Source organism: Candidatus Poribacteria bacterium (assembly GCA_016866785.1).
Lineage (GTDB): Bacteria > Poribacteria > WGA-4E.
This window is the reverse complement of record VGLH01000070.1, coordinates 1-21408: the sequence shown is the minus strand read 5'-3', so window position 1 is coordinate 21408 and position 21408 is coordinate 1. Positions and strand designations below refer to the sequence as shown.

The 21408-nt window shown below is 64.1% G+C and carries 20 protein-coding genes; 6 read left to right on the top strand and 14 right to left on the bottom strand.

Features of this window, described 5'->3' with window-relative positions:
* Together FJZ36_11350 and nagB are read left to right on the top strand one after the other, a co-directional pair.
* Window positions 1-1529 (top strand): DUF89 family protein (locus tag FJZ36_11350; protein MBM3215499.1); only part of this gene is annotated, 1529 nt, incomplete at its 5' end.
* A gap of 29 nt (window positions 1530-1558) precedes the next feature.
* Window positions 1559-2347 carry a glucosamine-6-phosphate deaminase gene (gene nagB, locus FJZ36_11345; protein ID MBM3215498.1) on the top strand — a complete coding sequence of 263 codons (789 nt, stop codon included), beginning with the start codon at window positions 1559-1561 and terminating at the stop codon, window positions 2345-2347.
* Here the strand turns inward: nagB and FJZ36_11340 are convergent.
* Window positions 2344-3522, bottom strand: a complete 1179-nt coding sequence (locus FJZ36_11340; GenBank protein MBM3215497.1) for a mandelate racemase/muconate lactonizing enzyme family protein — start codon at window positions 3520-3522, stop codon at window positions 2344-2346. The genes nagB and FJZ36_11340 overlap by 4 nt on opposite strands.
* A gap of 95 nt (window positions 3523-3617) precedes the next feature.
* Here FJZ36_11340 and FJZ36_11335 point away from each other — a divergent pair, with 95 nt between their 5' ends.
* Window positions 3618-4088, top strand: a complete 471-nt coding sequence (locus FJZ36_11335; GenBank protein MBM3215496.1) for a peroxiredoxin — start codon at window positions 3618-3620, stop codon at window positions 4086-4088.
* Window positions 4019-5128: a 4Fe-4S cluster-binding domain-containing protein gene (locus FJZ36_11330; GenBank protein MBM3215495.1), complete on the top strand. Its 1110-nt coding sequence runs from the start codon at window positions 4019-4021 to the stop codon at window positions 5126-5128. The genes FJZ36_11335 and FJZ36_11330 overlap by 70 nt, the downstream gene beginning before the upstream one ends.
* Before the next feature lie 12 nt (window positions 5129-5140).
* Here FJZ36_11330 and FJZ36_11325 read toward each other — a convergent pair whose 3' ends face one another.
* The gene (locus tag FJZ36_11325) at window positions 5141-5638 is read right to left on the bottom strand and encodes a GNAT family N-acetyltransferase (protein MBM3215494.1); all 498 of its coding nucleotides are present in this window, start codon (window positions 5636-5638) and stop codon (window positions 5141-5143) included.
* Here FJZ36_11325 and FJZ36_11320 point away from each other — a divergent pair.
* On the top strand, window positions 5518-7263 hold the full coding sequence (locus FJZ36_11320; GenBank protein MBM3215493.1) for a PKD domain-containing protein: 1746 nt from the start codon (window positions 5518-5520) through the stop codon (window positions 7261-7263). The genes FJZ36_11325 and FJZ36_11320 overlap by 121 nt on opposite strands.
* Window positions 7264-7347: 84 nt before the next feature.
* Here FJZ36_11320 and FJZ36_11315 read toward each other — a convergent pair whose 3' ends face one another.
* The 9 genes from FJZ36_11315 to FJZ36_11275 all read right to left on the bottom strand — a co-directional run bounded on the left by FJZ36_11315 (window position 7348) and on the right by FJZ36_11275 (window position 18064).
* Entirely contained in the window at window positions 7348-8124 is a 777-nt protein-coding gene (locus FJZ36_11315; protein ID MBM3215492.1) for a TIM barrel protein, read from the bottom strand.
* Between the two features lie 65 nt (window positions 8125-8189).
* A complete protein-coding gene (locus tag FJZ36_11310) occupies window positions 8190-9236 on the bottom strand; it encodes a Gfo/Idh/MocA family oxidoreductase (GenBank protein ID MBM3215491.1) in 1047 nt (348 codons plus the stop codon).
* A gap of 179 nt (window positions 9237-9415) precedes the next feature.
* Window positions 9416-10687, bottom strand: coding sequence for a hypothetical protein (locus FJZ36_11305; protein MBM3215490.1), 1272 nt, complete (start codon window positions 10685-10687; stop codon window positions 9416-9418).
* A gap of 62 nt (window positions 10688-10749) precedes the next feature.
* A complete protein-coding gene (locus tag FJZ36_11300) occupies window positions 10750-12216 on the bottom strand; it encodes a mandelate racemase (GenBank protein ID MBM3215489.1) in 1467 nt (488 codons plus the stop codon).
* Between the two features lie 45 nt (window positions 12217-12261).
* A complete protein-coding gene (locus tag FJZ36_11295) occupies window positions 12262-13611 on the bottom strand; it encodes a hypothetical protein (protein ID MBM3215488.1) in 1350 nt (449 codons plus the stop codon).
* A gap of 14 nt (window positions 13612-13625) precedes the next feature.
* The gene (locus FJZ36_11290) at window positions 13626-14603 is read right to left on the bottom strand and encodes a Gfo/Idh/MocA family oxidoreductase (GenBank protein MBM3215487.1); all 978 of its coding nucleotides are present in this window, start codon (window positions 14601-14603) and stop codon (window positions 13626-13628) included.
* Window positions 14604-14644: 41 nt separating this feature from the next.
* The gene (locus FJZ36_11285; protein MBM3215486.1) at window positions 14645-16063 is read right to left on the bottom strand and encodes a PDZ domain-containing protein; all 1419 of its coding nucleotides are present in this window, start codon (window positions 16061-16063) and stop codon (window positions 14645-14647) included.
* A gap of 84 nt (window positions 16064-16147) precedes the next feature.
* Window positions 16148-16909: a hypothetical protein gene (locus FJZ36_11280; protein ID MBM3215485.1), complete on the bottom strand. Its 762-nt coding sequence runs from the start codon at window positions 16907-16909 to the stop codon at window positions 16148-16150.
* A gap of 12 nt (window positions 16910-16921) precedes the next feature.
* On the bottom strand, window positions 16922-18064 hold the full coding sequence (locus FJZ36_11275; GenBank protein ID MBM3215484.1) for a sugar kinase: 1143 nt from the start codon (window positions 18062-18064) through the stop codon (window positions 16922-16924).
* A 121-nt stretch (window positions 18065-18185) separates the two neighbouring features.
* On the opposite strand from FJZ36_11275, the gene FJZ36_11270 reads away from it, so the two are divergent.
* Complete coding sequence (locus FJZ36_11270; GenBank protein ID MBM3215483.1) at window positions 18186-18503, top strand: tetratricopeptide repeat protein; 318 nt, start codon at window positions 18186-18188, stop codon at window positions 18501-18503.
* Window positions 18504-18525: 22 nt separating this feature from the next.
* Here FJZ36_11270 and FJZ36_11265 read toward each other — a convergent pair whose 3' ends face one another.
* The 3 genes from FJZ36_11265 to FJZ36_11255 form a co-directional block, all read right to left on the bottom strand.
* Complete coding sequence (locus FJZ36_11265) at window positions 18526-19419, bottom strand: LamG domain-containing protein (GenBank protein MBM3215482.1); 894 nt, start codon at window positions 19417-19419, stop codon at window positions 18526-18528.
* A gap of 52 nt (window positions 19420-19471) precedes the next feature.
* Complete coding sequence (locus FJZ36_11260; GenBank protein MBM3215481.1) at window positions 19472-20407, bottom strand: hypothetical protein; 936 nt, start codon at window positions 20405-20407, stop codon at window positions 19472-19474.
* A gap of 103 nt (window positions 20408-20510) precedes the next feature.
* On the bottom strand, window positions 20511-21408 hold an 898-nt coding region (locus FJZ36_11255), incomplete at its 5' end, for a hypothetical protein (protein MBM3215480.1).

The following is a 21408-nucleotide window of genomic DNA, read 5'->3' as shown; positions in this document are numbered from 1 at the left end:
TGCGCGCTGGCGTGCGACTGGCTCCGAACGCCTGGGTGACGTTTGACGGCAGCGCTGCCGAGTACCTCGCCGAAGGTCGGATCGGCGTCGGGTGCTACCTGTCGGGCTGCGTGCATCTGGGTCGGGCGACGCGGGTCGGCAGCTACGTCACCCTTGAGGACACGATCCTCGAAGGAATCGTCGACATCGGCACTCGCGCCCGGCTGGCGGGAGTCGAGGCGCACAACGTGACCGTCCACGGAGCCGACGATCCGACTCCGCTGGGATCGCCCGTACGGCTCCTGTCGGCTCTCACCGAGATCGTCGGCTGCCGCTTGACGGACGTCGTCGTCAGTTCAGGATGCTCGTTGCGGGACGTGACCGCGCAGTCCACGTTGATCCCTCCTCACGCGCGAATCGAGGGAGCCCATCTGGGACTGCGACGAGATCCGGGAATCGGGATGCCGTATCGCTCGGTCCCGCCGGTACACGAGCTCGTGCCGACCACCTATCTGCCGGGCGCGTTCCGGTTCGGTGACAAGAAGGGCACGTTCGATTGGGACGGGCTCTGCACGCACGTGTTGTCGATGTCCCGAGCCGAACTCGCGACCAGGTCAGCATCCCATCTGGAGACCCGTCAACTGTTCTGCGACTGCGTCGAGGAGCTTCTCGGCGCTAGGTTCGGATCGGCGCACCTGATCGACTCGCTCACACCGGAAGAGCTGTGGGGCGTCATCTACGAGCTGTCCGCTCAGGTCACGGGAACCGATGACCCGTATCGTATCGAGAAGCTGAAGAGCCGTGCGCTGGCTGCCGATCTGCTGGAGAAGCTCAAGCCGAGGAGCATGGGCTGGGACGTCCTGCTGCGCGTCGATATCGCGGCGAACCTGATCGACTTCACGAGCGCGCGCGTTGTCAGCCGGTTGAGCGAGAATCCCAGCTACCTGCTCGAGGCTCTCCAAGCGGCGTCCGACGCGACGTTGGCAATCGACTCACGCGCCGAGTTCTACGAGCGACTCGTCGACGGGGCTCCGCAGCGCGTCCTGTGGCTCACGGACAACGATGGCGAAGTCGTGTTCGACCTTTGGATCGCCGGAAGGCTGCTCGACGCGGGCCATCACGTGACGGTGGCAGCCCGAAGCGCGCCAGCCAGCAACGATGCAACCGTATCGGACGTTCGGCGAGTCATGGAGTTCCCGCTCTTCCTCAGCGTCCGGACAGCGGAACGCGAGGGTCGATTCGAGCTGATCGGTTCCGGCTCGAACACGGCAGGCACGAACCTGTTCCGGGCGACTCCGCAGTTCATGAGGGCTCTACTGGAAGCGGATGTCGTCGTTTCCAAGGGGCAGGGCAACTGGTACACTCTACAGGGCATTCGGCGCGATACCTTCTTCATGCTGATGTCCAAAGGCTTGACCGCGGAGCGTACGACGGGCGTGATCGCCGATCCCGCTGCGCTGGTCGACGGCATGGTCTTGGCGTTCGTGCCGGAAGACGCGACGTGGGACCGGCCGCTACGCGACATGGTCGCAGATGCGTCCGGTGCGTAGAACCGTACCGCTGACACCGAGGATGGCATGTGAAAGTCGTTGTCACCGAGCGCGTTGACTCCTACGCATCGGAGTATCTCCTCGGCAAGTGGCATGCGCTGCGAGTGCTCGGTCTCGCAACCGGGTCCACGCCGGAGGAGCTTTACGGCTGGCTCGTACAAAGGTTCTACGACGGCAAGCTCAGCTTCCGCGACAAGACGACCTTCAACCTGGACGAGTACTACGGGCTCCCGCCGAATCACCCGCAGAGCTATCGGGCTACGATGCACCGACTGCTCTTTCAGTACGTGGACCTGCCGCCCTCGAACTTCCACGTGCCACCGGGTTTGACGACGGATGTCGAGGCAGCGTGCGATGCCTACGAACGGGCGATCCGCGATGCGGGGGGCGTCGATCTGTGGGTCCTCGGCATCGGCACCGACGGTCACGTGGCATTCAACGAGCCCGGGAGCGAGGCGGACACGCGGACACGACTGGTGATTCTCACGTCGAGCACGGTCCGAAACAACGCGCGCTTTTTCGGCGACGATCTGTCCCAGGTGCCCCGCCGAGCTATATCCGTCGGGATCGCGACGATCATGGATGGCAAGGAACTGCTGCTGATCGCAAAGGGCAGATCCAAAGCGCCTGCGATTGCCGCGTCAGTGCTCCGCAAAGAGACGTCCAGCGTGCCAGCGTCCTTCCTTCAGCGACACGCCAACTGCACCTTCCTCCTCGATCCCTACGCCGCCGAGAACTTGCTGGCGGAAGTACCCAAGGGCGCCAGCCGCATCACGAGCGAGAGCGGCAAGTCGCACACGCTCGTGCTCGAAGGCTAGGAGTCGGGAGAACCGAATCCGAGGACGTCACCCCCCGCCTCGATCCGCACAGGCACGTAGTACTGCCGCACGACGTCCAGATCGACCGTGACGCCGATCCCCGGCTGCTCCGGCGCGCGGATCAGCCCGTCGGCTCCCCGCTCGACCCGCGACGCCACGTTCGCCGAAAGAGGCGATTCCGCCGCCGGATACTCGGCGAGTCGGAAGTCGGGATTGGTCGCGAACACGTGCAGCGACGCGGCAACGCTGAGATGGCTCTTGTACGTATGGTTCACGTAGACGATACCGGTGTCCTCGGCGAGCGTCCTGACCCGATACGCTGGCGTGACGCCGCCGATCCTTCCGACGTCGATCTGGCAATACTGGACCCGTCCATTTGAGATGATGTCCTGCGCTTGCCGGAGATTGCCTGCGCCTTCCCCAGCCGCGATGGGCACGGGGGGATTCATCGCCGCCAGGTCCGCGTAGGCGTCGATGGCATCCGGCCGAAGCGGTTCCTCCAGCCAGGTGGGACGGAACTCGCGGAAGGCAACCGACCGTCGGTACGCGGTGGCTGCGTCCTCGCCCCAGACGACGCCGGCATCGATCATGACTTGAGCATCATCGCCCATTCCCTCGCGCGCCGCCTGTACCAAAGCGATGTCGTTCTCCTCGCCGTGCTTGCCCATCGGGCCCCAGCCGAACTTCGCTGCCTGGAACCCTCGGTCGCGGAGCACCATCGCTCGCAGGCGCGTCTCCTCGGGCGTATCGCCGAAGAGCACCGATGCGTACGGCAGCTTCGCATGCGATCTACCGTCCGAAAGCAGCCTGTAGACCGGCACACCGGCTTTCTTGCCCACGATGTCCCAGAGCGCGATATCGGCGGCGCTGTAGGCGTGGTGGATTTGCTGGATGTCCAAGCCGTTGCGAAGCGCCTTGGCGTGCAGCCGAACGACGTCGTCGGGCGAGTTGATCGACTCTCCAAGAAGCGACTGGCGAATGTTGATGATGTTCCCGTGCGACATCGGACAGCAGTACGCCGCCATGGAGACCAACGGCGAAGCGTCGCTCTCGCCCCACCCCTCGATACCGGCGTCGGTACGGACGCGCACAAGGATCGTGTCCTGCTGTCCGTCGGCGGCATCCGTGATCGTCGGCATCCGAAGATAGAACGGGTCCACGGCGATGATGCGCATCGAGGCGTTCCTCCCATGTTACGTCGGGCTCGGAGTCGCGCTACAATCCGCGGGCAAGCATATCCCACCTCAACCACGATCAGAAGGGAACCCCCGTGCTCAAGAGCGGCGACATTGCGCCAGACTTCTCAGCCGTGTCGGACACCGGCGAGACCATCTCGCTACGAGACTATCGGGACGCCAAGTCGGTCGTGCTGTTCTTCTATCCCAAAGACGACACGCCTGGCTGAACCGTCGAGGCATCCGAGTTCCGTGACGAACTCGACACGTTCACCGCAGCCGACGCCATTGTCATCGGAGCCAGCCCCGACTCCGCTGCCAGCCACGCGAAGTTCCGAGCCAAGTACGGCTTGACGTTCCCCCTTCTTGTGGACGACGGGGCGTCCATCGCGGGTTCCTACGGGGCGTACGGCGAAAAGAAGAACTACGGGCGAACCTACATGGGCGTGTTCCGCAAGACGTTCCTGATCGGACCGGACGGGCGGATCGTCCGCGCATGGGACAAGGTGACGCCCAAGGGGCATGCGTCCGAAGTGCTCCAAGCGCTGCGAGAGGCGGATACATGAGCGACGCGGAAGACCTGAGATCGTTGTCCGTAGACGACGTCGTCGCGAAGGTCGGCGTGGCGAAAGCCATCGGCGCGAAGTACGTCGCAAGCCTGCTGTTCACGTACCGGTGCACAATCGCCTGCCGACACTGCCTGTTCAACTGCAGCCCGCGCCGACCCGATGCCTGTGTGTCCATCGAGGACGGCGTCGAGTTCATGCGACAGCTTCGAGCCACCGACCGCGTCATCCACATCGCGGGCGGCGAGGCGATGATGTACTACGAGCAGATGCTCGAAGTGTGCCGGCTCAGCCATCAGGAGGGCGTGGCGCCGCACTTCTTCGAGACGAATGCCTCCTGGTGCGTCGACGACGAGACAGCTCGCTCCCGGTACGAGGCGCTACGCGACTGCGGCGTGTTGGGGGTGCTCATCAGCGCCGATCCGTATCACCAGGCGTTCGTCCCGCCGGCGCGTCGTCATCGAGCCTTCCAGTTCGCCATCGAGATCTATGGGCGGGAAAACGTGATCGCGAGCGATCTATCGCTGGAAGAACTCTTGGAGTTGCGCCGGATCGGTCGCGACGAGGCGAGTGTGGGAGAATACAGCCGGAACCACGCCCCTCGGCTGGTGGGACGAGCCGGGGATAGCCTGATGCGGCACTTCCCGCGCCGAGATCCCGAGTTGCTGGCTGACGACGCGATGTGGCACGGGAGCACGCGCGAACGGTCGTGCCGTCAGGAGTTCGATCCGAACACGATGTGGGAGATCCACATCGACCCGTACGGGAACATCCAGACGTGCTGCGGCATCATCGTCGGCAATGTGCACGTGAAGCCGCTCGCGGACTACATGCGTGCCGGATTCCACACCGACAACGAGCTGGTTCGCATCGCGTACGAGGAAGGGTCCTACGGCTACGTCGAGCTCGCAGAGCGGCACGGCTACGAAGCGCCTCCCGACTTCGCGCAGAAATGCGGCATGTGCTGGGAGGCGCGCAAGTTCCTCCGTCCGCACTACCCGGATACGTTCGGTCCAGCGGAGGTGTACGAGTCGATCTGAGGACTCGAGGCTTCAAAGCTCGTTTTCCATGACGAGATGCCCCGAACGGCGAAATCCGAGGCGACCATAGACGGCGAGCGCGGATTCGTTCTCATGCGCGACGTACAAGCGGATTGCGCACACGCCCTCGGCGCGGGCTTCCGACACCACCCTGGTGAGGAGCGCGGCGAACACGCCCTGACGGCGCCAGTCCACGTCGACATAGACGCTCTGGATCCACCATCGCATCGCGTTCTGCCAGTCGCTCCACTCGAACGTGAGCATGATCTGCCCGATGACCAGTTCACCTGCGTCTGCCACGAGGTACCATCCCTTGGTGGCATCCGATATCACCGCGCGGACGCCGTTCAACACGACCTGTGGGTTCAGTCGAAGTCTCTCGGTCTCCCATGCGAGTCGCACATTCAGTTCCGCGATGCGCTCCGCGTCGCCGAGGCAGGCATGACGGACAGAGACGGGCCTGTCTGGCATCATCTTCTCGCAACCTGAGATCAGTGTCGACGTATGCATGGACGCGGCAGTTCGGATTCCTTCTCGCCTTGTTGGGTCGCCCTCCCGGTGCTATTGTACAGTCCAGAGGATGCCGCGTGCTGGACATGCCTCGTGCGAAGCGAACACATCGGTTCCCTGGGCAGTTCTCATCTAGATTACGGATCCGCAGAAAGACGACACGTTCGCGCTTTCGTACCCAAGGCGAGTCACGCAACCCGCCAAAGGAGCAAGTCAACATGAAACGACGCGGGCTCGTAGTGGCGCTCATGGCATCGCTGGCGCTGAGTGCGATCGGCGTTGCCAGAGCCCAGGAAGTGTCGCTGTCCCCAGCGACCACAGCAACGCCGGATGTCGGCAAGACGCTCGCCCTTACGGTGAACGTCGCCGCGATCAACGACCTATTCGGCTGGCAGATCGACGTCGTGTACGACTCGAAGGTTCTCAAGTTCACGAAGTTCACCGAGGGTGGCTTCCTCAAAGCCGCTGGCGCGTCGTTTCCAGTGCCGGCGAAGGATCGTGACATCGCCGCGGGAGCGGACGGGCTCAACCGATCCGTGACAGTCGGCGCGACGCTCCTGGGCGGATCCGCCAAGGGCGGCGGAGACCTCGGAATCGTCGAGTTTGAAGTCGTCGCCAGGTCGGCTTCGACCGTGAAGCTCGCCGCCGCGAAGTTCCTCGATCCTGCCGTCAAGGAGATCGCGGTCACGACGAAGCCGGCGACGCTCACGGCGGCTCCCGTCAACCAGCCGCCCAAGGCGAACGCTGGCGCAAACCAGACCGCCAAAGCGGGTGTCGCGGTGGCGCTGGACGCCTCCACCTCCACCGACGCCGACGGAACCATTGCGAAGTACGACTGGGACTTCGGCGACGCTTCGACGGGCACCGGCGCGAAGGTCACCCACGTCTACGCCAAGCCTGGGACGTACGCCGCGAAGCTGACCGTAACGGACGATAAGGGAGCCACGGCTTCCGCGACCGTAACGATCACGGTGACGGGCGAAGCCCCGATCCGCGAGCACGCCAAAGACAGCCCAGCTCTGCGCCTGACGGCGACCTTCCCGCAGGCAGACGGTCATGGACACGCCTATGTCGCGATCTGGACGGGCGAGCTGAAGATCGAAGCGGGTCAGGTACTCGAATATCAGGTCTTCATGGCGTCCGGCAATCCAGCCTTCCAGGCGTCCGTCGACATGGCGGCCGCCGACGGTACGACGCTGCGAGACGTCAAGACCGCCGCGGGAGTCCGCGCTGTCGACCAGAACGGGCTCAACGCGCATCCGGCGTCCGACCTGTCGAAGAACGCGCGCGACGCATGGTACCACCGCCAGATCAAGCTGGATGCCCTCGTTGGCAAGACGATCTCCGGCATCACGCTGGCAGTCGACAGCGACACGCACCGCGCCGGTGTCTTCAACGCCTACTTCGACAACATCCAGATCACGGACGGCACGAACCGCGTCAAAGACATCTACATCGATGGCGCGCAAGTTCCTCTGCCGACGCCGGTCGCCGTCGCGACGGCTCCCGGCAACGGCGGCGTTCAGGGAATGACCGAGCCCAGCGTGACGGCTTCGGTCGTCACGGTGGCGGTGAGCCCGCGCGGCAAGCTGTCCACGACCTGGGCGGACATGAAGTCGAAGTGACCGGACGGGCACTCGACGCCCACTGACACGAAGCGCCCGCATGAAACTCGGTTCCGTGCGGGCGCTTTGACGTGCTCGGTTCGGCTAGACATGGCAGGTGCGGAAGGCGCTTTCGAGCGCCTCCAGCGGATCGCCCTTCGGGTTGAACTCGTGTCCGATGTAGAGGTCGTAGCCCGTCTCCGCGATGGCACGCATGACGGCGGGGTAGTAGATCTCCTGCGTCTCGTCCATGTCGCGGCGGTTGGGGTTCCCAGCCGTGTGGAAGTGCCCGATGTGCTGGATGTTGTCCCGGATCGTCCGGATCAAGTCGCCCTCCATGATCTGCATGTGGTAGATGTCATAGAGGAGCTTGACGCGAGGGGAGTTGACGGCCTTGCACAGCTCGACGCCCCAGGAGGTGCGGTCGCACTGATAGTCGGCGTGGTCCACCTTGCTGTTCAACAGCTCGACGTTCAGGTTCACGCCCTTCGCCTCGGCATGGGATTTGACCCGATCCAGCCCCTCGGCGCAGATGTCGAGCCCCGCTTCGTCCGAGAGTCCCTTGCGGTTCCCACTGAAGCAGATCAGACCCGGAACGCCATGCTGAGCCGCCACATCGATGCTCTCGTGGAGCTCTTCCTGGATGCGCGCGTGGTTGTCGCGCCGGTTGAGCCCATCCGGGAGAGAACCGTGTCCGATCATGCTCGCCACGACGAGGCCGTTTGCCTTCGCGAGAGAGCAGAGCTCCTCGAACGGGACGTTCTGCCGCCCCCAGAGCTCCACGGCGGCGTACCCGATCTCCGCCGCGCGTTCGATGACGGACTTGAGCGAGTTCTTGCCCATGAAGAGGCCGTAGCAGAAGGATTGGTTGACGCCAGGCATGGCGGTCCCCTTTGCTGTGGTTGCCGCGCCGTGACGCGAACACGGCGCGGCGACCCATTCCATGTCTACTTGATGGCGACGGACTTGCCCTTGGCAGCGGATTCGTAGATGGCGTCGAAGATCTTCATCAGCTTCAGGACTTCCGACGCGGGAGACAGCGTGGGCGTTCCTTTGCGGACGGCGTCATGGAAGGACTGGAACTCCTTCGGGGTCCGCTTCAGCGGCTCCAGGTCGTACTCCTTGAAGCCCTTCGAGCCGTCGTCTGTGAACACCTTGACCGGGTTGCCCAGCTTTGCGCCTGCCTTGTCGCCGATCACCCAATCGTTGCCCAGCCCGTCGATGTGCGACGCCCAGGCGGTCTCGACCGTGATCGTCGCGCCGTTGGCGAACTTCACCTGACCGACGGCGAAGTCCTCGACATCGAAGAGCTTCGGGTCCCATCCGCCCCACCCGGCGGTGAAGATGGTGGGATCGCCCGCGAACTTGCGGTAGGTCGCGCCGAACGCCTCGACGGGATCGGGATAACCCAACACGTAGAGCATCAGGTCGAACGAGTGGACTCCGATGTCGATCAGAGGTCCTCCGCCCGAGATCTTCTTGTTGATGAACGTGATCGCGCCAGGGATGCCGCGACGCCTCACCGCCATCGTCCGACCGTAGTAGACGTCGCCTAGGATTCCCTGCTCGATGCGGCGCTTGAGCGTGTACCAGTGCGGATTGAAGCGCGACTGGAGACCGATCTGAAGAACGTTTCCGGTGGCTTGCTGCGCGGCGACCATCCGCGCCCCGTCCTTCGCGTCCCCGGCAAGCGGCTTCTCGCAGATGACGTGCTTGCCAGCCTTGAGCGCCGCGATCGACGGGTCCGCGTGGAAGTTGTTCGGCGTGCACACGCTCACGGCGTCCAGCTCGTCCATCTCGACCATCTTATTGAAGTCGGTGAAGACGTGCTTGATCCCGTTGCGCTCAGCAAACGCCTTTGCCCGCTTCTCGTCGATGTCGCAGCAGGCGACGAGCTCGACGTTCTTGACGCTCAGGTGACCAGGGACATGCTTTCCCTGCGCGATACCGCCCGATCCGATGAAGCCGACGCGAGTCTTGCCTGACTTCGCCATGGGGTTTCCCTTCTGTGCCGATCCTAGACGTGGGACTCTCGGTGCTCCCGTAGAACCGGAACGCTGATGACGCCGGTGTCGACCGATCTGTGCCCGGCGCGCATACTACCGGAGAGGCGTAGTGTCGGCAACGGGAGGCGACGCACAGCTTACGAAGAGATGCGTCAGGTCTGTTGGCGTCAGGTCTGTTGGCGTCGCGTCTTCGCGGCGAAGTAGAGCAACGCCGCTCCGAACGCCGCGCAGCCGATCAGTCCCGTTGCGTACGCGAACACGCGAAGGAACGCGAGCCAGTCGAGCTGCGGCTGGAAGAACTCCCGGTAGAGGTAGACGCCGACGGAGGCAGCGTACCCGAACGCGTCCGTCACGAAGATCATGAAGACAGCGGTTCCAGCGAACCGCGTCGCTCCGATCAGTCGGTCGAACAGGAAACAGCCTGGCGGGACGTATGCGACGTACAGCCCGATGCCGACGCACACCATCCACCAGGCGCCGCTCAGAGCTCCGACATCGAACGCCAGCGTGCTGAGCAGGATGACTGCCATGCCACCCAGCATCAGGCTCAACTGCAGCAGGAATGCCCGTCGGTCGCTTCGGATCACGACCACCAGTCCCAGGGCGAGCAGCACGGCGACCGTGACCGGGACCTCCGACAGCGTGAAGACCTCGGGTGCGTCTGCGAAGCCCAGTGCGTCCCATATCTCGCGCGCGAAGTTGTCGCGGACGTCTCGGAAAGCCGTCAGCACCATCGCCATCAGCGTGATGAGTGTGAGCCCAGGCGCGAACGCGAGGAAGAATCCGTGGCGGTCACTGGCGTTCATGGCGCGCCGCTCGGTTCTCAGGGCGGCTTCTGTCCTGTTCGGGGGCGGCATCCGCGAGAGGAGCCAGGTCGTCGCGGCGATGGGAGCCAAGAAGAGCGCTCCGGTCGCGAACGGCATCCAAGACTCGGACACGCCCGCCGTCATGAGCCAGCGCCCGATGGATTTGACCGCTCCGCTCGCCAGGATGTAGCTGGCGCTCAGACCTGCCCCCAGAGCGTCGGATGCCCGCCTGCCCTCCAGAAAGCTGAAGACCAGCCCCCAAATCATGCCCAGCGGCAGCCCATTGACGAAGATCGCGACGATCTTCCCGACGGGCGGAAGCACGCCAAACGCCAGTAGCGCCGCCTCCGACACCGCGATCAGCATGAGCAGCGTCACTGCCCGCCGCTGAGGAGGCAGCTCGACGATGGTTTTGATGCCGGCGAACTTGGAGATGGCATATCCGAGCGTCTGCGAGATGACGAGGAGGGTCTTCAGCGAGAAGGCGCGCCCCAACAGCACGAACTCGTCGGAGAACGTTCCGACGGTGAACGGCTTCCGAAAGGCGTACATCGCAAAGTAGGTCGAGAACGCGACGGCGGTCGCGAACAGGGAGAAGGTGACCGTGTGTGTCGTTGACAGCCAGTATGTCAGCCGGTCACCGAGACGGGCAGGCGGATGATCTCTCACAAACACCTCAACCGACGTGACGCGACTCAGGGAAGACCGAGCGACTCGAACGACCATTCGGCAAGCGGGACCATCCCGCCGAAATCGGTTTCGACGCCAACGCCGAAGCCCGGCACTGCCAACGAGCCGATGGCGATACGTCCGCGCTGAACATGGAGCTGCGCCAGACCATCGAGACTGGCATACAGGTCTGCGTGGGCGTCCAGGCAGGCATCACGCTCGGTTTCCGATAGATGATTCAGACCGCACACGTAGTGGTGCCCGTTGCGCTCCGCGTGGTCGATACCCAGTGTCGCCAGAGTCGTTAGGTCCTGATGCAGCGGAACCACCGACGTATTGATGAGGTCTTCGCCGGTAAGAAAGTAATCTCGCTCAGACGGACCGTGTCGAGTGTAGAGTTGAGCCAGTCCAAGGTTCATCAGTGACTTGTAGATGCCCTTGCAGTTCTTCGCGCTGATCCCGCTGTACCCGATGGAGATGGCTCTCTCGAAGCTGTCGAGGTCGCTGTCGCTCTCATCGACGATGACCGGGCGGTGCTGACACAGGCGCACCACTTCGTCGGAGATGCCTTCGCTGAGCGCGATCGACCGGTCCAATGGCTGCTCAATGAACAGGATGCTGCTGTAGAACCGTTCGAACGCCGCCGACGAACGAAGCTCCTCCACCAGTTGGGCGAAGCCTCCCATCTCCCGATACTGCTCGTTGCCATCCAATGAGATGTAGTAGGGCTCGGCGATTCTCGCGTCGAGCAAGCCCGCGATCTCGGAGAGGCGAAGGATATCGGCATTTGTGTCGCCGGACACCTTCACCTTGAAGTACCGGAGTCCCTGCCGTTCGATGTACTCCTCAAGCGCTTGTGGCAGACCGTCGTCCAGCCGCTCCCCATCGGATACGTCATAGGTCCGGATGGGATCGGACAGACCCACGGTGTGGCGGATCCACATCGAACTGAGGGCAGCCGCCGGTATGACGTGGCGTGGCTGAGTATCGCCCAGTTCGGGATGGATCGCTGCCATGTCGATGCCGAGCGCGTTCTCGCGCACGAGCCGATCATGAGGCATTCCAGCGGCATGTCCAGCCGCGCACGCGACGGCTCGCTCGAACAGCGCCGAGCCGAAGCTCGCCGTCAGGTGGTTCAGCCCCTCCGCATCGGCGAACGCGATGACCGAATCATACCCGTCCATAAAGAGCTCGAAGGGCGACAGGCATTCCGATTGCCCGAGGTAGGCTTGTTGGGCAGCCAGCGTGACGGACAACAGGTCGTCCACGTTGTCGCGGAAGTCCTTGGTCGGGTCTTTGTCGAACCACTTCGGGGGCAGTGCGTCGGCGGCAACGCCAACGTGGCGTTCGCCGGACTCGGTTTCCACGAGAACACGTGCGTGCAGAATCGGATAGCCGGTCAGGCGCGCGACGCCGTAGCGGAAGGGCATCCGCGTTCTCACATTCCGCACGAAGAACTCGGCTTCGCAAACGCGTAGCCTCAGAATCGACATGCGCGCGCCCCTTGGTTGGCGAACGTTGGGTGAGTGGACTCGGACCTAGTGCCCGAGACCTGATCGAGTCAGGACGTGTGTTCCGATAGTGCCGTCAGTGACGTCGAAGATGCTGGGATACCGGTCTCGCCATTCATCGTTGGCGGCGGGACAGTACTGGCGGGCGTTGCCCTCGATTGCCGTCACGCCGGGGATTCGGGCGGCCAGACCTGCCGAGTGCAGAAACGACGCCCCCGGGCATGTCAGGTCCTGAACCGCCAGGAACATCCCGTTCTCGATGGCAGCGGCTCCCATGAGAAGCGCCTGCGACTGCCCTTTGCACGCCTTGAGCGCCACACCGGAGTAACCTTGTTCGCGTGCGAGAAGGAACGTTTCGTAGTCGGTGAGTGATTCGTCGACCACCACCGGCTTGATCGCTGCTGCCGCATGCATCCGGTTCTCGGGGTGCTTCCGAAGGTCGCGGTCTGTCGGTTGCTCGATGTATGCCAATCGCCTGAACGCCCGCCCATCGCCCTCCTGGATCTTCGCGAGGAACTCCAGCAGGTACTCCACGTTGGGACACGTCTCGTTGAAATCCGCCGAATAGCGCCACTCGACTTCTCCTAGGGCGTCCGTGTCGGAAGCGACGCGGTCAACAGCGAGAACCCGGGCGACATCCCAAGCTAGATCGTTGCCGTTCAGCTTGATCTTGAGATGGGTCAGTCCGTCGGCGGCGATCCACTCCGGGAGCGTCTGGGGAAGGTCGTCGTCCAGTCGCGTCGACACGTCCGCGTCGGTCAGTGGGTCCAGCGCCCCGACGAGGTGGTAGAGCGGCATCTGAGGCTGCGGCTGCCGACGGGTGTACGCGTCGAGATACTTGCCGTGGAACCGACGATCGAGCGAACGGGACAGGTCGGCGTCGACGAACTCGGGCCCGAGTCCGTCATAGCTGTTGATGCCGTTCGCCTTGCCGAACGCGTCGTGGAGCGCCGCATCGATGGGGCTCGCCGTGACGGCTGTGCAAAGCTTCGGCATTGGGTTGGCGAGGTCCATCCGTTGCGCGAGTTCGTCCGCGAGTCGCAGAAAGATCGGTTCTAGCGTCTCCGACCATACCAGGGGATGGGCGCAGAGCGCGCACTCGCGGGTCGCGTCGGCGAGGAGGGCGGCGAGTTCGCGCATCGCACGCAAGCTCTGGTCGAACGGCATGTAGCGAGGGGGAAACGACCAGGCGTTGCCGAGAGGCATCGAACCGAACCCCTCGGCTTCGCGTCCATCGCGGGTGCGCACCCGGATACGGACGTTGAACAGCACGCAATGATCGGTGGGGACGCCGCCGAACTTCAGAGGTGTTCGATAGCGATACTCGGCGAAGTCATGCTCGACGTCGAGAACACGGATGTCACTGCCCTTAGCCATGTCTGCGGCTCCGACTACGCGACGTCCTCAGGTTGTCCGCTGGCGAACGAACGATAGAAGGCTTCGCTGACGGCGAGCGTGTACCGTCCGTGCTCGCCAGATACGGGTGGCGTGCTGTCGTTGAGAACCGCATCGCAGAAGTCCGCCAAGAGCGGCGCGATCGTTGGGATGTTCGCGGGAGCGTCCAGCGGCGTGATGGTTCGCTGGTGGACTCGCTCCAGCGTCGATGACGTCACGTTCGCGATGAGCTGTCCTTGGGAACCGACGGCATCGAAGCGAAGGAGGCGTCCGTCGACGCACTTCGCGATGTCGATCAGCGAGACGGCGCCGCCTTCCAACCAGCAGAGGGCTCCGACGTACGTTTCGACGCCGGCTTCGTGCGTGTCCATCGACGTCGCCATGGCACGCACGATCCTTTGTCCTGAGATATGCCGCAGAGCGTCGAACACGTGGACGCCGATCTCAGTGACACACCCGCCGCCGGAGATCGCTGGGTCGAGATGCCATTCGTGCACCGACTGCTCCTGCCTCATGCACACATGCAACCCGTGCAGCTCGCCGATCTCCGGGAGGCGCTTCCGCAGCGTCTCGAAGATCGGCGTATACCGCATCGTCTGACCGATCCCCAGTTTGATGCCCGCGTCGCGTGCAGCCTGCAGCATGTCGTCGCATTCCGCCACGTTCCTTGACATCGGCTTCTCGCAGAGAACGTGTTTGCCGGCGCGAGCCGCCTGAACCGTGATCGGCGCATGGAGATGCGGCGGCGTGGTGATGACGACCGCATCGATGTCTGGGTCGCCCAGCAGTGACTCGACGTCACGGTAATACCGGCATGAGTTCTTGTCGGCGAACGATTTGCCTTGGGCTTCGTCGCGTCTGCACACCGCGACCAGTCGCGCCGCCGGAACATCGCGCAGCAGATGTTCGGCGTAGCGAGCGCCATGCCGTCCCAAGCCGATCAAGCCGAACCCCAGGCGTTGGTCTGTGGGCATCGTCTCCCATCCTGTCGCGTCTGACGCTGTCGTGGTCCGGTCTATTCGTCCCCGGCTTGCGGGGGCACGGCAATCGACGCGCGCGGAACCGACACCGTCCGAGCGCCGTCGCGGGACTTCAGCGACAGGTCGACTGCCTCCAGATCGTTGTGGAACGCATCCGCCAACGCTCTTTCGCACTCATCCACTGAGCGCACCGGAGCCCCGGCGACGCCAACGATCAGGTCTCCTGGAAGCAACCCCGCTTCGTGCGCGGGCGATCCCGGACGCACCCCCAGCACGAACACGCCCACATCGTCGGCGGCAAATCCGTGGATCGTCGCCATGCCAGGCGGCAGGTCTCGCCCCGTGGCGCCGATCTTTCCGAGAACCGTGCTCTCGACCTTTGGCTGAGGCTCCTGTCCTGCGTATTGCGGCGGCATCTCCCCGACGACGACATCGACCACGATGGATCCGTCGTCGCGCGATACCGACAGCCGGACAGACCTGCCAGGCACCGAGTTGGCAATCGCCCACCGGAAGTCGGAGTCCCGTCCAACAGGCGCGTCGTCGAGCGCCGTGATCAGGTCGCCAGCCTGCAGACCGCCAGCGGCTGCCGGGGAGTCGGGCAGCACGCGGTTGACGCGGATGCCCCCTTCGTCCCCTCGTAGCGAGATGCCCAGCCATCCTCGCTGGACAGCGCCGTGGTCGATGAGCTGTCCGGCGACCGCTTGGAGCATCTTGGCAGGGATGGCGAACCCGAGACCGACGAAGTCCGCATTGGCTCCCGTGCGGATCATGGAGTTCATGCCGACGACTTCGCCACGGAGGTTCAGGAGCGGACCCCCGCTGTTGCCCCGGTTGATGTAGGCGTCCGTCTGCACGAAGTCCTGGTACTGGATGAGCGTCGGATCGCGGGGCATCATGTCGGCACGCCCCGTGGCGCTGACAATTCCCACCGTCACCGAGAAGTCGAGGCTGAACGGGCTCCCGATGCTCAGGACGAACTGACCGACCCGTACCCTGGCGTCGTCGACGAACGGCAGCACGGGCGCGGGCTCGCCCAGATCGACATGGAGCACGGCGATGTCGGTGCTTAGATCGTAACCTGTGAGCTCGGCGTCCAGCCGTCTACCGTCGACGAGACGCACCTCAATCGCCTGGGCGTCCTGCACCACATGGGCGTTCGTCAGGATGTACCCGTCGGTGTGGAACATGAACCCGGACCCGCTCGTGACCGGGATCCGCTCATCGTCGGTGAGCCTGCGAAGCTGTGACGGCGCCCTGACATCACGAGCCGAGATCGTCACGACCGCCGGCTTGCTCCGGTCGATGACCTCCACAATCGCGTTCTCAAGGGCTTCCACGACCGGGTGCGGGGCGAGCGGCTCAATGGCGCGAGCCCACGGCGCAAGCGCCACAGCGCAGGCGAGTATAGGAACCCACGGCGCAGACCGACGGATTGCGAGCGCGCCGCTCATGGTTCGGCTCCTTCGGACGGTTTCCGCACCTGATAGACCAACCGGGTGAGCGGCGGCGATTGTACGACTGCCAGGGACGGTCGGTCAAGGCGTCGTCGGTCTTGGGAACCGGGAAGCGAACGCCGCGAGCGACTCGCGGATCACCTCCGCGTTTCCGGGAGCCTTGCGGTCCCGGACCAGAGCCAGCGGCGCCGACATACCGAGAACCGGGGAGAAGCCGCGCTTGGAGATGGCGTCTGCCAACTGCGGGCCCGTCTCGTAGTCCACAGCCCCCGTCGGCATGACGATTCGTCCTGCGTAGCGTTCCCGCGCGTACGGAGCCAGCAGATCGGCGATGCCCTTCGCCCCATGTGCGCCCGCCGGGAACACCTTGATGGCGTCGGGCTCGAACCCGACGTCGTTCCTCAGCATGTACTGGAGCTCGGTCGGCGAGAACACGGCAGGCGCGACTGCGATGCCGAGGTTCTGGATCGACAGCAGTCGCGGACCCGGATCGACGCCCCCCGTCACCATGTTGCCGGGACCCACCAGGAGATCGAAGCCAAGCTCGACCGCCTGATCCAGCTCGTCGCTGTCGATGATCGACCCGACGCCCAGAATGAACCGCCTGCCGGCGTCATGCTCGCTCTGGCGCCTCGACCGGAGCTCGGACATCCCTTCCGCCAGGATCCCGGCGTCGATACGGAACGTCACTTCCGCGACATACCCAGCCCGGTACACCTGCCACATCGTCGTGACCATGTGCTCGGGGGTGACGATGTGATCCGCGTTCATCACGACGACAACGCCGGACGCGCGCATCGCCCGCGTCACCGCGTGTCGATTGTGACGGTACTCCGCCATCATCGGTTCCTTCCGTCAGCGCTGCGCCTTGACGCCGCCGCCCGCTCGGGCCCGCTTCACTTCCGCCTCGACCGCCGCCTGGTTCACCATTGTCACGTCGCCTGGGGTCTCCTGCACCAGTATCCCGTGCGCGGCTCCCCAATCGACGGCAGTTGCCAGGTCCTTGCCCTTCATGAGCGCAGCCAAAACGCCCGACGCGAACGAGTCGCCGCCGCCCGTCCGGTCGCGGATCGGCACGTTTTGGCGAACCGGCGCAGCGTGCCACTCGTCGTTCACCGCGTCGTAGAGAACCGCGCCCCAGCCGATCAGGTCGGCATTGTGCGCCTCTCGCCACTGAGTCCCGATCAGGCTCAGGTTCGGGAAATCGCGGCACACGGTGCGGATCGTGCCGGAGTACGCGTCGAACCACTCCTCGAACGTCGCGTTCTTTGAGACCTTAGTCTCGTAGCCGAAAGCATCCGCGAGGTCCGAGTCGTTCCCAACGAGCATGCCGAGATACGGCGCCAGTCGCTGATTGATGGCTCGAGCGCGTGCCTTGTTGGGTTCCACCTTCGAGCGGTAATTCAGGTCGGCAGCGACGAACGTGCCATGTTCCGCCGCCTTGCTCGCTCCTTGGATCGCGAGGTCAGCGGTCTCACTCCCGATCAACGTGAAGATTCCGCCGGTCGTGAAGACGCGCACGCCATCGGTTCCGAAGAGAGCGTCGAAGTCGAAATCGCCCGGCTTCATCTTCACGGCAGGGGTGTTCGCCCGATAGTAGGTCGTATCCGACGGCAGGACTCCGCTGCCGACATAGGTGAAGTTGATGCCGTTGTGGAGCGTGCCCTTGCCGTCCGTCGCGTAGGACCCTTTGCCGTCGGTGCTCCACCATCGGATCACAGAGGTGTCGACTCCCAGCTCGCGCAACTGGTTGCGGATGTTCTCGCCGACCGGATCGTCCACCAATGCGGTCAGCACGGCGGCGCGGAGCCCGAACGTGTACGCGAGCCCGCAAGCGACGTTCGTCTCGCCGCCTCCTTGGGACAGGCGGATGTTGTCGCGGGCGCGAGCCGTCGGGACATCTCGCGGGTCGATGCGCAACATCACCTCTCCCAGTGCCACGGCATCGAAGCGGGATCCAGAGCTCTTGATCGCCGTGTAGGGGACCACGTCCGCCATTGCCAACAGTCTCCTCGACGTAGTAAGTAGGTGCTGCACGGCTCGCGCAGGTGTGCATCGTCAGCAGTTTAGCTGGGAGACGGCAGCGCAGCAACATTGCGCCGATTGGTGGAGCCCGTCGATGACCATGGAAGCGAACCTGCGGGAGTTCCTGAGAACCCACCCGGACGACCCGATGGTTCTCGTGTCCCTCGGTACGATCTGCTTGCGGGACCGACGTCTACAGGAGGCGCGCGATCTGCTGGAACACGCCGTGGCGTCGGACCCGGCGTACATGGCTGCGTATCCGCTGCTCGGCGAGTGCTGGGAGGGTCTCGGGGATGCCGAACGAGCGCGTTCTGCATACTCCGAAGCGCTGATGCTGGCGGAGCGCACCGGTGATCGCACGATGGCAGCCGAAATGCGGGACCGCATCGAGGCCCTTGACGACGATCTGTGAACGACCGGGGCACGTCGCCGTGTCAGCGCTGCGTGCGAAGCTCCGCCCAGATCGCCGCGAGTGAGTTCGCCGGCTGGACAGCCAATCCAGGTGTCATCGCTTCCCGGACTTCTTTGGCGGTCAGGGCCCGGTCGTAGATGCGGAGTTCGTCGTACGCGCCGTCGGTCCAGCGTTCCTTGCCGGCTCGTGACGCGATGAAGATGGGGTCCGCGTTGGTCAGCAGGTCACCTGGGCAGTCGAGGTTCTGCCTCTCTTCTCCGTCGACGTAGGCGCGCAGGACGAGCCCATCGAACGTCCCGGCGATGTGGTGCCACTTGCCGTCTCGCACATCGCCAGCGCGAATCTCATCGTCGCAGCCATCCGGCAGGTCGTGCGCCTGCACGAGAACCGCGTCCTCGAAGTCGGGCAGCAGACTGTATTCGCCCGGGCCCCACGCCGCGCCCTTCTCAATCCCCATCTGCTGATCACCGAGGTCGCCGTCGATCCGGGCCCAGACCATGAGCGTGAAGCTCTTCTTGAACTGGAAATCCCTTCCGACATCGACGACGCCCCACGCATCGGGACCGAACTGAGCCGCCTTGTCGTAGCCGGGCTTCCCGTCGATCCACTTCACGTTCCCGCTCAGTTCTGCCTTGTATCTGCCGCCAGCGGCGTCACGCGCGATGTTGCCCGCGCCCTCGTCGAACGGCAGATAGAGCACGGGGAACTCGGTCTTGGCGTAGGCGCCAATCGCCAGACCGACGAGCGCAGACGCCACCCACACAGTTGACCTCGCTGTACGCATGTCGCGCCCCATCCTGTATTCCCGCCACAGCCGAGCACCAGTTACATCCTGCTGTCGCGGGCGAACTTCTTGGTCCGTAGAATCGCGTCTCTGTGACGTGAACGAGCCCGTCACAGAAACGCCAGCCGTCATGTATTAGAGGGATAGCCGATTCGCTGGCATTCGTCAGGGGAAACCTGCCGCGTCACACTTCCTGGCGCGACGTTCGGAACAGGACGCGCGTCAGGAGCAGGAGAGAGCCGATGAGGACGGCATTCATCCACAAGGGCATGGCGGTGGCGCCCAGAGCAGGAAAGAGGACAATCCCGGCAGCCATGGCTCCCTCAAGTGCCCGGTACCCTGTGCGCTCGGACGGGTTGCGCAGCAGTGGCAGTCGAGTGATCGCCGTCGTCACGAGGGCGATGGCTACCCAAATCGCGTAGATCGGCGGGACACCGAGGGCGATGGGCAAGAGAGCGACGACGAACGCAGCCAGCGTCGATCCGGTCGAGACCACGAGCGAGGCGCGTGTACCGAGTTGAAGAGCCGTTGTCGTCAGTCCGACTTGGCGATCACGGTCGATGTCTTTGAAGGTGCTGGCGACGTGCGTGCCGAAGTCGTATAGGAATACTGTACCGAATGCGAACCAAGCGAGTGGCGGTACTTCGCCGGATACGCCAACGGCTCCAAAGACCACCAACAGTGCGATCCCCAGGGGTAGCACCAGGCTGCCCCAAAGCCCTCGCTGCTTGAGGTAGGCGTTGTAGCTGTGCGAGATTGCGATGAGTACCAGCACGAGAGCTCCGGCACGCCAGCCCAATAGGAACCCAAGTCCCACGCACACGGCATAGAGCGTACTCGCCAGACGCAGCGCGTGCTTCGGCGCGATCCTCCCGGACGGCAGCGGACGCAACGGGTTCGACCGCGCGTCGGTCTCGCGGTGGAAGTAGTCGTTCTTGATCATCCCAGCGAAGTACCCCAACTGGGATGTGAGCAGAGCGACGGCAGCCCGCCAGTTCCACCCCGTTTCGTGCGCAGCCAGCACGATACCGGGCAGCGTCGCCACGATAGGTACGGCGACCAGAGGGTAGCGTATCAGCTCAGCGTAGGCGCGGATGCGTCCCGGGCCGCTTCGTGACACCGCATCTCCTAGCCCATTCGGTACATCCGAGTCACGTCACTGAGTATGCCGCAAGCATCGTGCCGCAGGCACACCGACGCGGCTGGCACAGCCCCAAGTCACATTAGGCGTCTACATTCCGTACATCGCAGAAAGCGCCGGACTCCAAGGACGCCTCGATGGCTTCGCAGATCATCTCCGTCGCGACGACCTGCTTCTCGAGCACTTGGCATTGCGCCTTGCCCTCGACCACGTCGGCGAAGTGCTCCAACTCGATGCGGTACGCGTCGGGATACCGCTGAGGGAACGAGTACAGCGGGTTCGACACGACCGTGCCGTCCGATGTGTGCTGAACGACCGTGGACTGGAGACGGTTCCCCAACTGCGCCATCCCGAAGGGACCGAACGCCTCAACGCGCTGATCGTAGCCGTAGCAGCAGGTCCGGGAGACATCGATCAGGGCGAGGTTCCCGTGCGGATACTGCATCGTCACAGCCAGCCCCTCGATCTCGCCCCAGGCGGTGAGGTCGTCGTGGTGAGTGTAGGATGCAGCGCTCACTCGCTCTGGAACGGCGTGAGACGCCTCGCCGCCCATCATCCAGTTGGCGATGTCGATGTCGTGGACGACGCAGTCGCGGACGATTCCGCCGCTGGTAGCCAGGTACGCTCGGCTCGGGATCGGCGCGTCCCGCGACGTGAGTTTCAGCATCTGCGGCGATTGTGATCCGAGCCGACGCCGCAGCTCCCGGAACTCGGGGTCGAACCGCCTCTGGAAGCCGACCATGAGGGATCGATTCCGTGACCTGGACAGTCGATAGCACGCGCAGACCTGATCGAGCGTGCCGAGGGGCTTCTCGCAGAAGACGTGGAACCCGGCGGACAGGGAAGCCTGAACCAGTTCCGTGTGGGTGTGAGTGGTCGTCGCAACGATCACGACGTCGGCATCATGCCGGGCGAAGGCTTCTGCCGCGTCCGACGCTGTCGGGCAACCCAGAGCGTCCGCCAGGGCGGTCGCGCGGGAC

What these genes read in the sequence shown, in the direction of transcription:
- FJZ36_11285 (MBM3215486.1), bottom strand. Translation starts at nt 16,063, where the DNA reads ATGAGCGGCGCGCTCGCAATCCGTCGGTCTGCGCCGTGGGTTCCTATA.
- FJZ36_11300 (MBM3215489.1), bottom strand. Translation starts at nt 12,216, where the DNA reads ATGTCGATTCTGAGGCTACGCGTTTGCGAAGCCGAGTTCTTCGTGCGG.
- FJZ36_11295 (MBM3215488.1), bottom strand. Translation starts at nt 13,611, where the DNA reads ATGGCTAAGGGCAGTGACATCCGTGTTCTCGACGTCGAGCATGACTTC.
- FJZ36_11325 (MBM3215494.1), bottom strand. Translation starts at nt 5,638, where the DNA reads ATGCATACGTCGACACTGATCTCAGGTTGCGAGAAGATGATGCCAGAC.
- FJZ36_11320 (MBM3215493.1), top strand. Translation starts at nt 5,518, where the DNA reads ATGCGAGTCGCACATTCAGTTCCGCGATGCGCTCCGCGTCGCCGAGGC.
- FJZ36_11310 (MBM3215491.1), bottom strand. Translation starts at nt 9,236, where the DNA reads ATGGCGAAGTCAGGCAAGACTCGCGTCGGCTTCATCGGATCGGGCGGT.
- FJZ36_11315 (MBM3215492.1), bottom strand. Translation starts at nt 8,124, where the DNA reads ATGCCTGGCGTCAACCAATCCTTCTGCTACGGCCTCTTCATGGGCAAG.
- FJZ36_11275 (MBM3215484.1), bottom strand. Translation starts at nt 18,064, where the DNA reads ATGGCGGACGTGGTCCCCTACACGGCGATCAAGAGCTCTGGATCCCGC.
- FJZ36_11265 (MBM3215482.1), bottom strand. Translation starts at nt 19,419, where the DNA reads ATGACGGCTGGCGTTTCTGTGACGGGCTCGTTCACGTCACAGAGACGC.
- FJZ36_11270 (MBM3215483.1), top strand. Translation starts at nt 18,186, where the DNA reads ATGACCATGGAAGCGAACCTGCGGGAGTTCCTGAGAACCCACCCGGAC.
- FJZ36_11280 (MBM3215485.1), bottom strand. Translation starts at nt 16,909, where the DNA reads ATGATGGCGGAGTACCGTCACAATCGACACGCGGTGACGCGGGCGATG.
- FJZ36_11340 (MBM3215497.1), bottom strand. Translation starts at nt 3,522, where the DNA reads ATGCGCATCATCGCCGTGGACCCGTTCTATCTTCGGATGCCGACGATC.
- FJZ36_11330 (MBM3215495.1), top strand. Translation starts at nt 4,019, where the DNA reads ATGGGACAAGGTGACGCCCAAGGGGCATGCGTCCGAAGTGCTCCAAGC.
- FJZ36_11290 (MBM3215487.1), bottom strand. Translation starts at nt 14,603, where the DNA reads ATGCCCACAGACCAACGCCTGGGGTTCGGCTTGATCGGCTTGGGACGG.